The organism is Dolichospermum planctonicum, from assembly GCF_005402965.1.
Taxonomy (GTDB): Bacteria; Cyanobacteriota; Cyanobacteriia; order Cyanobacteriales; family Nostocaceae; genus Dolichospermum; species Dolichospermum planctonicum.
The window spans coordinates 1-14,739 of record NZ_BJCF01000045.1 but is presented as its reverse complement, the minus strand read 5'-3'; the positions used below and the strand labels follow the sequence as shown (position 1 = coordinate 14,739).

Here is a 14,739-nt window from a genome sequence, read left to right as displayed (position 1 = left end):
TTTATATCGGTTTCGACCAGCATTTTTAATCTTCTGTGTTGACTCCTAAATGATGTTTTTCCTCAATTATCTAAATAAAAATCCTATCTTTTGTCTGTATACCCAATAGCATACATTCACTAACTTTTAAATTATATTTCAAATTATAGCTGAATTTATCTATATTGCAAAATATTCTCAATAATTTAAAAAAAAAAATAAAGTCCTGAGGACAATCTTAAATATACATAAGTTAACCAAAATTTAGCATCACTGTGATTGCATTTATAAATGTAATAAATTAGGTTATATATATGTTACAAAGATAATCAATCCAGAAATACCAGAAATATTTTAGATCCGGGCTGTGAAGATGGTTTCCTAATGCACTACAAAAAAATTATAATTAAGTAATCATGGTGAATGGTTGATAGTTGTTTCCTAAACTCCCTATTGTTTAATTATATGACATTAATCTTATCTTTGGATTTTGGCGGTACAAAATTAGCAGCAGCAACAGTTAAGGCTGGTACTAGAGAGTGGTTGTATCATGAATCACGGTTTTCTCCTGCAAATGCTGATGCTTTAAGTGATTTAGAAATTATGCGATCGCTCATCAAATCTGTGTTAAAAGGAAATAAACCGGATGCTATTGGTATCAGCTTTGGTGGTCCAGTGGACGCAACAACAGGTTTAGTGAGACTATCTCATCATGTTCCGGGGTGGGAAAATGTTCCCCTCAAACAACTATTTGAGGAAGATTATAATGTACCTGTGAGTATAGATAATGATGCTAATGTTGCAGCCATCGGTGAATATCGCTTTGGGGCTGGACAAGGATATGATAGCTTATTTTATATTACTATTAGTACAGGTGTTGGCGGAGGCTGGATAATTAATGGCCAACTCTGGCGAGGTGCATTGGGCATGGCGGGGGAAATTGGTCATATAGTAGTAGATCCTAGAGGTCCATTATGCTTATGTGGCAAACGAGGGTGTGTAGAACGGTTGGCTTCTGGCCCTTACATGGCACAAAATGCGCGAGAAATGCTAGAAAAAGAACTACCCAGCCCTGAGGGTAAAGCCAGGGGAGAAATACTTAGGTATTTGATCGGTAATAATCTGGATTTACTCACGGGAAAAGTCGTCAGTGCCGCCGCATCCTACGGAGATGAAATCGCCCAAGAGGTATTATATAGGGGAGCTTGGGCATTGGGAGTAGGTATTGGTAATGTAGCCAATCTTATGAATCCTCAACGCTTTGTTTTAGGTGGTGGTGTGACTAAAGCTGGTGATAATTTTTGGGCTGCGGTGCGAAAAGTAGCCAGAGAAACCGCATTACCAGAAGTGAATTTTGAAATTGTCCGGGCATTGTTGGGTGATGATGCCCCTTTATGGGGTGCTGTTGCTTTGGGTCTAGACTTATTAAATTAGGTTTTTTCACACAGATACGCTCCCAGGGCAGAGAGGAATTAAAGCTTTTGTTTAAATATTGGTCTGTTGTTTTTGATATAGTGACCAATATAAACCTTTTTGTTTTAACAACTCTAAATGTGTTCCCTGTTCCGCGATAATTCCCTTCTCCATGACTAATATTAAATCTGCACGCTTGAGAGGGGCAAAACGGTGGGCAATTAAAAAAACTGTGCGGTGGGAAGAGACGTTTTTCAGGTTTTTTAAAACTTGTTGTTCGGTTTCACTGTCTAAGGCACTAGTGGCTTCATCTAAGATAAGAAGAGGTGCAGAACTCAGAAATAATCTTGCCAATGCAATCCTTTGTCTTTGTCCTCCTGATAATGCTGTACCTCTTTCACCAACATTGTTTTCGTAACCATAAGGTAATTGACTAATAAAGTCATGGGCTACGGCTAATCTCGCAGCTTCTATAACTTTTTCCGCACTAATATCTGCATTTCCTAAAGTAATGTTTTCCAAGATTGAACCATTAAATAAAAAGTCTTCTTGGAGAACTACCCCAATTTGTTGTCTTAAAGATGCTAAGTCAGCACTTTTAATATCAAATCCATCAATTAATATGCGCCCTGATTCAATTTGATATAGTCTTTGCAAAAGTTTAGAAAGGGTACTTTTCCCTGAACCACTACGACCAACAATACCTATAAATTGCCCCGGTTTAACATGAAAAGAAATTCCTTTTAATACTGGTTCCGTATTAGCAGAATAACGAAAAAATACCTGTTCAAAATTAACTTCACCTTTCAGGGGAGGTAATACTAAACCTGTTCCTGCTTCGGTTTCTGGGGCTGCATTAAGAATATCACCAATTCTATCTACTGATAATAGCACCTGTTGGAGATTTTGCCACAGTTGTACTAGCCTTAATAAAGGGCTGGTAACTCTTCCCGATAACATTTGAAAGGCGATTAATTGCCCAATGGTAAGTTGATGATCAATGACTAATTTCGCCCCAAACCATAGGATAATTAAAGTAGAAAATTTAGTCAGAAAATCACCGATATTACTACTAATATTGGATGTGGTGGAAGCTTTAAAACTGGTGCGAATAAAGCGGGCAAATAAGCCTTCCCACCTTTCTCTAGCTATTGGTTCAGCCGCATGAGCTTTAACTGAATGAATGCCGGTAATTGTCTCTACTAAAAATGATTGACTGTCCGCACTGCGGTTAAAGGTTTCATTTAACCAATTTCGCAAAATTGGTGTGGCAATAATCGTTAAAGTCGCAAACAAAGGTAATACCGCTAAGGCTACAAATGTGAGAGGAATGTTATAATAAAACATCAATCCCAGGTAAACTATAGCAAAGATACTGTCCAGAATTACTGTTAAAGCTGTACCTGTGAGAAATTGACGAATTTGTTCTAATTCCTGAACTCTAGCAACTGTATCTCCCACTCTCCGCGACTCAAAATAAGCCAATGGTAAACGCATTAAATGGCGAAAAAGTTGAGCCGATAAACTCAAATCTAACCGCCGTGCAGTATGAGTAAATATGAATAGCCGCAGAATACCTAGAATACACTCAAATGTCGCCACTAACAACAGAGCGATCGCCATCACATCTAAGGTGGCTAAACTCTCCTGTACCATGACTTTATCAATGATAACTTGGGTAATTAATGGTGAAGCTAAACCTAATAATTGTAAGGTAAAGGAAGCTAATAAAACCTCACCTAATAATCCCCGATATTTCCACACTGCGGGAGTAAACCAACCTAAATTAAATTTCTCTTGTTGGGAAATTAATTCAACTTGCCATAATGTACCATCCCAACAATTTTCTACTACAGATTGAGGTAACTGTTCACAAATATAATCAGGATTTTGGGGATTAGCAATAATCAAATAATTACCTTTCATTTGATATGCTACAACCCAATTTAATTGACTATTTAATTGGTCATTTTTATCATTCTCACTTTCCTGATTCTCTTGATTCCACAACAATAAAGCCGGCAAAGATAATTGACGTAATTCACTCCAATTAACCTGCAATTTCCGCAACACTAACCCTAATTTTTCTCCTGCTTCTACTAGATTTTGTGGCTTTTGTCCCCGCAATTGACGTTGTACCCATTCCAACTGCACAGGATTTTGTAAATGTTGCGCTACCATTGTTAAACAGGCAGCACCTGTATTCCCACTTCCCACAAAGGGATAATGGGAAATTATTGGTTGGGGCGGTGTGAAAGCTGGTGCAGAAATGCGAGAGTTAGTAACTGGTAAAACGATTTTTTTCTCCTCTTGATTCCTTGAATTTTTCCAAAATTCATCAATCTGAGGATTTAAAAACTTTTTCCACACCTCTGAATTCCAACAGACTACTACTACTTCCTTACTAGCAGCTACAGCTTTAAAATTAGTAAATAATTCCTGACAGTCACCAAACCAATTTCCTGTTTGTAAAGTAGCTACAGTTTTATTTTCTCCTTCTTCTCGTAAACGTACTTTACCAGTGATAATTAAAAACTGTTCACCTCCTAGTTCTGGTGACCAAATTTTCTCACCAAGTTTGTAATTACGAATTTCCGCTTGCTGTTTTAATTCGCTTTGTTCTTCCGCATTTAGCCAAGATAGCGGTGGTTCATTCCAGAGTAAATTGTTTAACACATTTATTCGTAAAGATTGCTAATTTAGAGTTTTTAATTAACTTGGATTTTCACCGTGAGATTTTGAATTTTCTCCCCTAGCCATTTTTCAAATAATTCATTTTGTAGTGATTGTTTTAATTGAGGATCTTCTAAGGATGCTGGGAGAATTTGTTCTAATCTAAATAAAGCAAAACGCCCTTCTATTTCTATGGGATTTATCAATTTTCCAGGGATAGTTGCATCTACAGCCCCACGTAAAATATCCGGTATAGTTCCCCGACTAATTGGTCCCATCATTCCATTAAATACTTTTTCATCTGCTAATGAATACTCTTTTGCTAACTGTTCAAAACTAGCACCTTCTTCAATTTGAGTTTGCAGTTCTTCTGCTAATTCTCGACTATCAACTAAAATTCGTGAAAGTACGACTCTATCTAAGTAGATCTTTCTTTCAATAAAGTATTCTGGTAATTTTGATTCTGTCACCAATGCTTTGAGTTTTTCTAATTGAAAGCTAAAGGTGATAGATGTATGAAACGTTGTATAATCTGTACCATTATTGATTAACCATTCTTGAAACTTTTGTGGATCAGTTAGTTGATTTTTGAGGCGAAAATCAATAATTGTCTGTTCAATTAATGCCGAACTAATCTCAATATCTGTCCTGGTATTAATTTCTTGTTCAATTATGTGCTGACGCAGTACATCATTAATAAAATTTCCTAGTCTACCCGATATCTGTAGGTACTTTACTACTTCAGCTAAAGCGATTTCTTGGTTATTTACAGTTAAAAAAGTTGCAGATTCCATGAAGTGATTCTGAAAATAAAACTAAAACATCTCTAAGACTTTCCATTAAATAATAGAGAAAACAGTAGAGAATGATATTTAGTAATCATGAAGATTTGATAAATTAAATATATGCTTAATCAGTCGGCAATATCTCAAGAATTTTAACTAATAAGTATTTGGAAATCTGTAAACACGATGACAAAAATAAAATCATAATGTTGGGTTAACGCGAGTCAACCCAACCTACAAATATTTTGATTTTAGTCAATGAATAATTAAACAAAGATACTTTGGTAAATTAACGCCATTATCATCGCCGAAATAGCACCAATAAAGGTATTAAAAATATTAACAACTTCATTAGTTAGCCAAGTATATTTAGATTGTAAAGTTGCACCAATGACACTTTCTAAATTTGTAGCGATAAATGCAGCTAATACACTCCAAATCATACCAACAGGATTAATTAAATTTACGCCCCAACCAATCAGAGCGATCGCTATTGATGCTATCATACCAGCTACAGTCCCTTCTAAACTTACCGCCCCTTCTGTACCTCTAGGAACTGGTTGCAGTGTCGTAATTAAAAATGTGCTTTTACCATAAGCTTTACCAACTTCACTAGCGGTAGTATCCGATAGTTTGGTGCTAAAACTAGCAACATAACCCAAACATAGCAAATATTTAAAATCAGGTAAAAACAACACTCCTAAAGCGCATACAGCCGCTATTAATGCAGAACCCCAAACGTTTTCTGGACCTCTTGCACCACCACGTTTTTCTGCAATTCCTGCGGCTTCTTTTTCCGCTATACCAATACGCGTTACCCCAGAACCAACAATAAAATAGAACACTACCACTAGATATCCTGGCCAACCCAGCGTTCCCCAAATGATAATTCCCAATAACCCAGCATTAAGTATACCTGCGGGGGTGAGCAGTTTTTTGGGAAGAATTGCCACTATTCCTAGTAAAATCGTATTTAAGGCTAATCCCATTAACCAGGGATTTGTCAAATCAATTAAAGATAACATCTGTGATCAATTATGAGTATTTTCAGGTTTTTAATGTGATAAAATGATTTTATCCTCTTTTATTACATTAATATTAAGATTCTTTTCTCCCTGGCTTTTCCATACTGTGGGAATAAAGAAACCCACAATAGTTATATTCTCTCACCCACCCCCACCATGAACCAACCTATTTTTCACCTCGCTTTCCCCGTCACCAATATCCCCGACACCAAAGCCTATTATGTTGATGGTTTAGGCTGCATACCCGGACGTGAAAACCCCCACGCTTTAATTCTCAATCTTTATGGACATCAATTAGTAGCCCACGTTACCCAGGATATTTTAACACCTCAAAAAGCTATCTATCCCCGACATTTTGGACTAATTTTTTCTCAATTAGAGGATTGGCAAGAATTACTAGAAAAGGCAAAAAACCAAGATCTAAAATTTCGAGAAGAACCGAAAAACCGCTTTGTTGACTCCCTTCTAGAACATCGCACTTTCTTTTTAGAAGACCCTTTTTATAACTTAATGGAATTTAAGTATTATCGTCATCCAGAAGCTATTTTTGGCAGTGCTGAATATACCAAAATTGGGGATAGAGATTAGATGGCAGTTTAATAGTATATATATTAGAAAGTAGAAATTCATAATTTCACAGGTTCTATTAACGCCTTTGCTACTATTGTTAAAGTTCTAGTATCTGTTAGCATTAAAGGATGTAATAACACTGGTAAATTTACTTCTTTTCCTATCCCAAGCTGGGAACTTATAGCAGGTAAAATCATCAAATCATAAGGTGTCCAAATAGATGTAAAATTTATTTTTTTTAACATCTCAACATCAGCATTTAAATCTGCTAAAAAAGGACTATTAGGACGCATTTGTACACATCCTGGCAACCATGAACCATAAGCAATTACTGTTCCTTTATGGGGTGAAGAAATACTAATAAATCGCTCTACTCTTTCTATTCCTCCCAAACGTTGAATATAATAACGACCAACAATACCACCCATACTAAAACCAACTAAATTAAGTGGTTGTTCTGGTGCAAAAGTATCATTTACATAATTAGCTACCTGTTGCGCTAATTTATCCAGAACCTCAGCACCATTATTCGGGACCAAATCTACTGTATACACAGACAAACCTCTTTGTCTGAGATACAACGCCATTTTATCGAAAATCGCCCCAGTATCGTTGATACCATGGACTAATAAAACCGGATTCTGCTGTTTTGTGGTGGTAATTTTCATTTTTCATGATTTTCCAGAATTTAACTCAGTATTATCATGAAGATAATAGAAAATGTGACATGAGCATAAAGCTAAACTATTAAGATTTGTTAAAAAATTTCTCATAATGTTATTTTCATAATAAAATTTAATAATTAATTTAATTTTTGTGAAATGTGATCTACCAGTTGCAACTGTTGACACCAAAAACCTGAAAATACTAATCAGTATTAATTCACAGTGTGCTAAGTGACAACCAGTAATTTTTATGACTGGCAGCAATTAACAGAATAAACCAGGAGTATTTTTTATGGGCTTTATCAAAAATCTGATTGCGGGTATTGTCGGTTTTATCACTGGATTATTTGGTAACAAGGGAAACAGCTACTACCTGGAACTAAAGGAAGAAGCTGAAGCTAATGTTACTCAAGTAGCCGCACCAGTAGCCGCAGTAGCGCCAACACCAGCAGCACCAGCAGCAGTAGCAGCAGTAGCAGTAGCACCAGTAGCACCAGTAGCAGCAAAAGCCACCAAAGCTGAACCCGTTAAAATATCAGTCCCAACTGAAACCAACTTTGCCACCAAGTATCTCATTCCTAAGAATACCCCTCGTCGTCGTCCTGGGGTAAATATGAACAGCTTTTTAGAAATGGCAAGCCAGGTAAAAACCCCAGCTTAAATACCCGGTAATCTCTTACCTACTTAGTGATATGTTGTATTTAGCTAGATGTGGTGGTGCGGGCATCTTGCCTGCTAAAATCATATACCTACTTAGTGATATGTTGTATTTAGCTAAATGTGGTGGTGCGGGCATCTTGCCCGCTAAAATCATATACCTACTTAGTGATATGTTGTATTTAGCTAAATGTGGTGGTGCGGGCATCTTGCCCGCTAAAATCATATAAACTAAGAAACTAAGTAGGTTAGCGTTAAAAATTGTCGTTATGACAAGGGAACTCTTAACTGGGAACAGACAACTTATTCAGCAAGCCCTAATTATGAATATTTCCTCCCATTAGACTTTCTGTAACTGTGCTACTCTAGGGTCTATAATTTTCTGTCCCAAACTAGCGAATTGAATGGCTACGGAAACTTTATTTCCTTCTCCAAAAACGTGAGTAATTTTACCAATACCAAAAGTTTTATGTAATACATTATCACCTACTTGCCAAGCTTGAGAAGTGCTTTGTTTATTAGGGTTTGCCGATGTTGTCTTAGTGAAACTACGGTTAACTTTATTCTGTGTAGTTAATAACTCTGCTGGTAATTCGTCTAAAAATTGCGATCGCATTGCCGGTTCTCTAGTACCATATAAACGGCGTTCCCTAGCATGGGATAGGAATAGACGTTCTTGAGCGCGGGTAATACCTACATAACACAATCTACGTTCCTCTTCTAACAACGATGGATCTTGTAATGAACGATAACCCGGAAATAATCCCTGTTCTAATCCAACTAGAAAGACCACCGGAAATTCCAAACCCTTAGAAGCGTGTAAAGTCATTAGAGAAACTGCTGTTTGTCCCTCTTTTAAATTATCTAAATCAGAACTGAGCGCAGCACTTTGTAAAAACGCTTGTAAAGAAATATCTTCGCCTTCATTTTCTTCTTGAAATTGCAACATGGCATTATACAATTCATTAACGTTGCTAATTCTGTTATCAGCTTCGTCTGTACCTTGGTCTTGCAATTCCTTGATATAACCAGAATCTTCTAAAATTCCTTGTAATATCTCCGAACCGGGAATAACCGTGATTTGTGCTTGACGATTTTCAATCATTGCCGCAAAATTATTCACAGCTTTTGCCGAACGTCCTGCTAAACTATTAACTGATGTTTCATCACTAATTATCTCCCATAATGTTATTCCTAATTGCTGGGAAGCATTGACTAAAGCGTCAATAGTAGCTTTACCAATTCCCCTACGAGGTGTATTAATAACTCGCAATAAACTAACAGTATCCGCTGGATTATTAATAGCTCTTAAATATGCAATAGCATCTTTAATTTCTTTCCGGTCATAAAACTTCATTCCTCCCACAACCGTATAAGGAATTTGATACTTAACTAATAGTTCTTCAAAAGGTCGAGATTGAGCATTGGTTCTATATAAAATTGCAAAAGCACCCCAATTTAATTCCGGGTTTTGATTTTCTAAACTGCGAATTTGGTCAATAACAAAAGCCGCTTCGGCCATTTCTTCCTCAGCTTTATAAAAATAAATTGCTTCCCCCGGTTGTCTTGTGGCCTTGAGAATTTTATCAATGCGTTGGGTATTATTTTCAATTAATTCATTAGCAGCTTGGAGAATGTTTTCACAAGAGCGATAATTTTCCTCTAATTTTACCATAGAACGGGTATCATCATCTGCTAAACCATCGCCAAAATTCTCCTGAAATTCCAGTAAAATCGTAAAATCTGCCATTCTAAAACTGTAAATTGACTGGTCAGCATCTCCGACCACAAATACAGAACGATTTTCCCATTCCCATTCACTTTTACGTCTTTCCCCATTGGTAACTAAAAGCTGAATTAAATCATATTGAGTCCGGTTAGTATCTTGATATTCATCAACTAGAATATGACAGAATTTGCGATACCAATAACCTAAAACCTGCTCATTTTGTTGAAATAATCTAGTAGGAATTAAAATCAAATCATCAAAATCTAAAGCATTATTTTCAGCAAGTTTATCTTGATAGCGGTTATAAACATCAGCAATTACCCTCCCGCGATAATTTGGCTGTTCACTTTCAAATTCTCTAGGGGAAAATCCTTGATTTTTAGCATTACTAATAGCGTAACGCACAGACTTAGGTTCAAATTTCTTACTATCTAAATTTAAATCTTTAGTCACAATTTCTTTAATCAGACTTTGCACATCAGACTCATCAAAAATAGAAAAGTTTTTTTCCCATTTTCTCCCTTTTTCATCTTGATATTTGTCAATATCATAACGGAGAATCCGAGAAAACAAACTATGAAAAGTTCCACACCACATATCTTTAATAGTAGTGCGGTAAACTTGTGATTTAATCAAAGTTTGTTCATATTCTGTTAGTAAATCAAACTTTTTATCATGTTTTGTGATTGCTAATTGTTCAGCAAATATCCTTTGAATTCTTTCCTTCATTTCCCTAGCAGCTTTATTAGTAAATGTCACCGCGAGGATATTTTCAGGATTAACACGGTGTTGTAGAATCAAGTTAGCAATACGGTAGGTTAGCGCACGGGTTTTACCCGAACCAGCACCAGCAACTACTAACAATGGTCCGCAATAATGTTCTACGGCTTGACGTTGACTAGGATTGAGGTGATTAAGGAAATCAATACTTGTTATCATAAAATATAAAGACGATGAGGAGTTTGACGCTCCCCGCCCTATAGAGGGACGGGGATTCTTGCTTCAATGAGCAACCTTACCCAACCTTGTTACCAAGTCTGAGCAGAGGGTCATCTCTCCACAAGCGTTATTAGTTTCCGTCCGCCCGACGGTACTTAAATCATAGCCACTTTGTCTTAGTGCTTTAGTGAGAATGTTAATTGCAGCATTGTGGTCACGGTCAAGTATGCACCCACATTGACAAACATGAGTTCTAACTGAAAGTGACTTCTTGACGATTTCTCCACAACTAGAACAGTTTTGAGAAGTGTATTGAGGTGCAACTGGTACAACTACACGCCCATAGACTTTACCAAAATATTCTAACCATTGAGTAAACAATGACCATCCAGCATCACTAATTGACTTAGCTAATTTGCTATTTTTAACCATATTTTTCACTTGCAGTTTTTCAAACGCCACTAAATCGTTAGATCTAACTACGCACAATGCTGTCTTAACGGCAAAGTCTTTACGTTGACGTGAAACTTGCAAATGTTTTTTACCAAGACGGTTAATAGCTTTTTTACGATTATTAGAACCTTTATTTTTACGACTAACTTTTTTTTGTAGTCGTTTTAAAGATTTTTCTGACTTTCGTAAATATCTTGGATTATCAATTTTATCCCCTTGAGAATCAGTGTAGAAACTGTTAAGACCAACATCTAAACCAATAGTTTTACCAGTTGGATTAACATCAATATTCCGTTCTGCATCTATACAGAATTGAACGTAATATCCATCAGAACGTTTAACTATTCTGATTCTTTTGATTTGCTTAATCTGGTAAAAATGTAAATCCCAAGTTCCAATTAATTTTAGCTGACCAATTCCACATTTATCCGTAAAGTTAATGTGTTTTCGGTCTTCTAATAGTTTCCATCCTGATGTTTTATATTCAATGGAACGGTTATTTTTTTGGAACTTTGGATATCCTTTCTTTCCAGGAGTTTTAGCTTGACAATTATCAAAAAATCTTTTAATTGCAAAAGCTGTTCTCTCGGCTGCTGCTTGTCTAGCCATTGAGTTTAATTTATCTGCAAAATCAAATTCATTAGCTACGACCGCAGTGTATTTATTTAGGTCGTAAGGTTTAACATTTTGATTGTCCATCCAAAAGCGCAAGCACTTATTACGAATGAACTGAGTTATCCGTATAGCTTCATCAATTTTTTGATATTGCTGCTTTGTGCCTTTGGCTTTAAATTCAAAAACAATCATTTTTTTTATTACTAATTCGACCTGTTTTAAGTATAATATACTTTAAGGAATTAGTCAATCTTTAAGATTGGTAAAAATGAAACTACCCTCTCTCACGATTAAGCTGCGCTTAATATCCCTTGGAGGGTGTTTAATTTTACTTGCTTTACATCTCCACCCTGTAGAGGGATGGGGTATTACGGCGTTTTCTGATAAAATAAACCAATAATCTCTGATTTCCCATCCTTATTAGTGGAAGAATTGTCAATTAACAGCCTTTTGGTTGTAAATGTCTAGGTAAAAAACTCAACGATTAAAATCATGGAAATAAAAATGCAAGAACCAGAATACCAAGAAACCCAGTCCAAAGAAACAACTATCCCCCAAATTAACACCCAAACCGGAAATCTTACCAAACTTCAGCCGCCTATGCAGCCTCAAGAACAATGGCTCAAATATGGACAACAAGTTTCTGGTTTTCTGGGTACATTACCAGATTATGTAGGTAAGTTCTTTGGTCAATATCAGCAGCCTATAGTTACTATTGGTTTAGTAGTGACATCTGTAGTCGCAGTTAAGGTACTATTGGCTGTACTAAGTGCTCTTAATGATATTCCTTTAGTAGCACCCAGCTTTGAATTAATCGGTATTGGTTACTCTGTGTGGTTTGTCTATCGCTATTTACTCAAAGCTTCCAGCAGACAGGAGTTATCTAGCGAAATTACCACCCTCAAATCTCAAGTTGTCGGTAAAAAAACTTCTGAATCTTAACTAACAAATTTAGACAAATTTAGACAAACCTAGATATCCGACTTCTTAAAGAATTCGGGTATCTTGTTAGGGAGCTCTTAACTGGGAACTCTTAACTGGGAACTCTTAACTGGGAACAGGGAACAAGACGCAAAAAAACCGCGAAAAATTTGCTTTTCAGGTGTTGACAAAGGATTTTAAATATGTTATTATCATATTGATGAGGAAGAACTACCTTAAATTATTTAGTAGGGTGTGTTAGCGACAGCGTAACGCACCATGGGTAAAGCATTTGTGTGTAACATAGCGATAGCGAAGCGCTGCTGCAAGCAGTTCGCTACATTATCGCTATATAATATAGTAACGCACCATATTAAATCATCATCAAAAAATCCCCATCTTCATCCTGTACATCCTTTCATCCTGGATATCCTGATTCTGACAAATGTAAAAGCATGAATGTTACCAGAGTATATAGTAACGCACCATATTAAATCATCATCAGAAAATCCCCATCTTCATCCTGTACATCCTTTCATCCTGTACATCCTGATTCTGACAAATGTAAAAGCATGAATGTTACCAGAGTATTATGTATATGACACTAATTAACACATATTAAATCTAAAAATATACGGTTGTACTTCTGACTTTAATCAATTACCATCATATTATTTATGACAAGGTTTTATTACGTGAAGTTGCTCATTTTCTACCCCATATAACAAAAACCTACAGTACCAGGTGCAAAGGAAAAAATTATGTCTAACAACTCTTTTCTCCGTCAAACCGCAACAACAATTGTTTTTATTGATGCCTCCCTTTCCGACTATCAGACCCTCCAAGCAGGAATTATCGAAGGCGTAAAAACAGTTATTATTTCCCCAGATCAAGACGGAATTGAGCAAATTAGCCAAATTTTACAACAACATCCCCACATCACCACCATTCACATCCTTTCCCACGGTGCGCCCGGATGCTTATATTTAGGCAATAGTCAATTAAACTTAACTAATATTCATAATTACACCCAACAATTACAACAGTGGCAAGGTCAGAATATTTTACTATATGGTTGTAACGTCGCTGCTGGGGATGCTGGGGCAGAATTTATTCACAAATTACATCAAATTACCAACGCCACCATTAGCGCCTCCACCACAAAAACCGGCAATGCAGCATTAGGGGGAAATTGGCAGTTAGAAGTTAGTTTTCCCGTTACAGAGACATTCCATGGAACATCTCTACATTTGTCAGATATTGTTGCAGACACCCTCCACACCTACCAGGGAGTATTTGCACCCACATTAGTGGGCAATTATAATACTTCTGGCTATGCTTGGGGTGTGCAAGTAGTCGGTAACTACGCTTATGTTGCTGATTATTATTCAGGACTACAAATCATTGATATCAGCAACCCCACTACCCCCACCCTCAAGGGCAATTATGATACATCTGGCAGAGCTTTAGGTGTGCAAGTAGTGGGTAACTATGCTTATGTAGCTGATTATTATTCAGGACTACAAATCATTGATATTAGCAACCCCACAACCCCCACCCTCAAGGGCAATTATGATACATCTGGCTATGCTTATGGTGTGCAAGTAGTCGGTAACTATGCTTACGTAGCTGATTCTTATTCAGGACTACAAATAATTGACATAAGCAACCCCACTACCCCACCCTCAAGGGCAATTATAATACATCTGACGAAGCTGTAAGTGTGCAAGTAGTCGGTAACTACGCTTACGTAGCTGATAATACTTCAGGACTACAAATCATAGACGTGAGTGAGTTTATTAACAAAGCACCCACCAACCTGACACTCTCCACCAGCACAGTTGCGGAAAACCAAATTATTGGTACAGTAGTGGGTAATCTCACCACCACAGACCCAGATACAGCAAACACCTTTACTTATAGCTTAGTCACCGGAGACGGTGCAACGGATAATAGTTTATTTACCATTACTGGAAATCAACTGAAAACCAACGCTGTCTTTGACTTTGAAACCAAAAACAGTTATAGTATTCGACTGAGGACAACAGACCAGGGTGGGTTATTCTTTGAAACACAATTAACCATTGGAGTCACTGACCTTAACGATAAGGACAGCTTCACCACCACAGCCCAACAAGATATCATAGATGCTGACTATGGAGAAGACACCATCACCAGTACATGGGCTAATTTACAACAAAACGACACCATCAAAGGTGGTAATGGCACAGACACCTTAATTATCAGCGGAGGAACAGCTAATGATCTTATCTCCATAGATACCAGTAACACCACCAATCAATTAAATATTCCAG

13 protein-coding genes are annotated in these 14,739 nt (G+C 36.8%); 7 read left to right on the top strand and 6 right to left on the bottom strand.

Annotation, left to right across the window (positions count from 1 at the left end; translation table 11 throughout):
* The first annotated feature begins 444 nt into the window (after positions 1–444).
* Positions 445–1,413, top strand: a complete 969-nt coding sequence (locus tag FFO06_RS16730; protein WP_137909055.1) for an ROK family protein — start codon at positions 445–447, stop codon at positions 1,411–1,413.
* 51 nt (positions 1,414–1,464) lie between these two features.
* Here the strand turns inward: FFO06_RS16730 and FFO06_RS16725 are convergent, their stop codons facing one another.
* The 3 genes from FFO06_RS16725 to FFO06_RS16715 all read right to left on the bottom strand — a co-directional run bounded on the left by FFO06_RS16725 (position 1,465) and on the right by FFO06_RS16715 (position 5,875).
* On the bottom strand, positions 1,465–4,068 hold the full coding sequence (locus FFO06_RS16725; RefSeq protein ID WP_137909054.1) for a type I secretion system permease/ATPase: 2,604 nt from the start codon (positions 4,066–4,068) through the stop codon (positions 1,465–1,467).
* Positions 4,069–4,100: 32 nt separating this feature from the next.
* The gene (locus FFO06_RS16720) at positions 4,101–4,859 is read right to left on the bottom strand and encodes a peptidylprolyl isomerase (protein WP_137909053.1); all 759 of its coding nucleotides are present in this window, start codon (positions 4,857–4,859) and stop codon (positions 4,101–4,103) included.
* Between the two features lie 257 nt (positions 4,860–5,116).
* Positions 5,117–5,875, bottom strand: coding sequence for a TIGR00297 family protein (locus FFO06_RS16715; protein WP_028082078.1), 759 nt, complete (start codon positions 5,873–5,875; stop codon positions 5,117–5,119).
* Between the two features lie 156 nt (positions 5,876–6,031).
* Between FFO06_RS16715 and FFO06_RS16710 the strand changes: the two genes are divergently transcribed.
* A complete protein-coding gene (locus tag FFO06_RS16710; RefSeq protein ID WP_137909052.1) occupies positions 6,032–6,463 on the top strand; it encodes a VOC family protein in 432 nt (143 codons plus the stop codon).
* A 38-nt stretch (positions 6,464–6,501) separates the two neighbouring features.
* Here FFO06_RS16710 and FFO06_RS16705 read toward each other — a convergent pair whose 3' ends face one another.
* Positions 6,502–7,113: an esterase/lipase family protein gene (locus FFO06_RS16705; protein WP_137909051.1), complete on the bottom strand. Its 612-nt coding sequence runs from the start codon at positions 7,111–7,113 to the stop codon at positions 6,502–6,504.
* A 289-nt stretch (positions 7,114–7,402) separates the two neighbouring features.
* Here FFO06_RS16705 and FFO06_RS16700 point away from each other — a divergent pair, with 289 nt between their 5' ends.
* Both FFO06_RS16700 and FFO06_RS16695 read left to right on the top strand, forming a co-directional pair.
* The gene (locus tag FFO06_RS16700) at positions 7,403–7,771 is read left to right on the top strand and encodes a hypothetical protein (RefSeq protein WP_137909050.1); all 369 of its coding nucleotides are present in this window, start codon (positions 7,403–7,405) and stop codon (positions 7,769–7,771) included.
* Positions 7,772–7,802: 31 nt separating this feature from the next.
* Positions 7,803–7,997 (top strand): hypothetical protein, encoded by a 195-nt coding sequence (locus tag FFO06_RS16695; protein WP_137909049.1) that lies wholly within the window; start codon positions 7,803–7,805, stop codon positions 7,995–7,997.
* 110 nt (positions 7,998–8,107) lie between these two features.
* Here FFO06_RS16695 and pcrA read toward each other — a convergent pair whose 3' ends face one another.
* Together pcrA and FFO06_RS16685 are read right to left on the bottom strand one after the other, a co-directional pair.
* The gene (gene pcrA, locus FFO06_RS16690) at positions 8,108–10,435 is read right to left on the bottom strand and encodes a DNA helicase PcrA (RefSeq protein WP_137909048.1); all 2,328 of its coding nucleotides are present in this window, start codon (positions 10,433–10,435) and stop codon (positions 8,108–8,110) included.
* Between the two features lie 63 nt (positions 10,436–10,498).
* The gene (locus tag FFO06_RS16685; RefSeq protein WP_137909047.1) at positions 10,499–11,695 is read right to left on the bottom strand and encodes an RNA-guided endonuclease InsQ/TnpB family protein; all 1,197 of its coding nucleotides are present in this window, start codon (positions 11,693–11,695) and stop codon (positions 10,499–10,501) included.
* 312 nt (positions 11,696–12,007) lie between these two features.
* Between FFO06_RS16685 and FFO06_RS16680 the strand changes: the two genes are divergently transcribed.
* From FFO06_RS16680 to FFO06_RS22070, 3 genes are all read left to right on the top strand, one after another.
* Entirely contained in the window at positions 12,008–12,445 is a 438-nt protein-coding gene (locus FFO06_RS16680; protein WP_137909076.1) for a CAAD domain-containing protein, read from the top strand.
* A gap of 740 nt (positions 12,446–13,185) precedes the next feature.
* A complete protein-coding gene (locus tag FFO06_RS22075) occupies positions 13,186–14,145 on the top strand; it encodes a DUF4347 domain-containing protein (RefSeq protein ID WP_236097172.1) in 960 nt (319 codons plus the stop codon).
* 2 nt (positions 14,146–14,147) lie between these two features.
* Positions 14,148–14,739, top strand: a 592-nt coding sequence (locus FFO06_RS22070) for a cadherin repeat domain-containing protein (RefSeq protein WP_236097171.1), incomplete at its 3' end; no start/stop codon positions are given.

Coding starts and splice junctions, on each gene's coding strand:
- FFO06_RS16730 (WP_137909055.1), top strand. CDS start 445: ATGACATTAATCTTATCTTTGGATTTTGGCGGTACAAAATTAGCAGCA.
- FFO06_RS16720 (WP_137909053.1), bottom strand. CDS start 4,859: ATGGAATCTGCAACTTTTTTAACTGTAAATAACCAAGAAATCGCTTTA.
- FFO06_RS16715 (WP_028082078.1), bottom strand. CDS start 5,875: ATGTTATCTTTAATTGATTTGACAAATCCCTGGTTAATGGGATTAGCC.
- FFO06_RS16710 (WP_137909052.1), top strand. CDS start 6,032: ATGAACCAACCTATTTTTCACCTCGCTTTCCCCGTCACCAATATCCCC.
- FFO06_RS16705 (WP_137909051.1), bottom strand. CDS start 7,113: ATGAAAATTACCACCACAAAACAGCAGAATCCGGTTTTATTAGTCCAT.
- FFO06_RS16700 (WP_137909050.1), top strand. CDS start 7,403: ATGGGCTTTATCAAAAATCTGATTGCGGGTATTGTCGGTTTTATCACT.
- FFO06_RS16695 (WP_137909049.1), top strand. CDS start 7,803: ATGTTGTATTTAGCTAGATGTGGTGGTGCGGGCATCTTGCCTGCTAAA.
- pcrA (WP_137909048.1), bottom strand. CDS start 10,435: ATGATAACAAGTATTGATTTCCTTAATCACCTCAATCCTAGTCAACGT.
- FFO06_RS16685 (WP_137909047.1), bottom strand. CDS start 11,695: ATGATTGTTTTTGAATTTAAAGCCAAAGGCACAAAGCAGCAATATCAA.
- FFO06_RS16680 (WP_137909076.1), top strand. CDS start 12,008: ATGCAAGAACCAGAATACCAAGAAACCCAGTCCAAAGAAACAACTATC.
- FFO06_RS22075 (WP_236097172.1), top strand. CDS start 13,186: ATGTCTAACAACTCTTTTCTCCGTCAAACCGCAACAACAATTGTTTTT.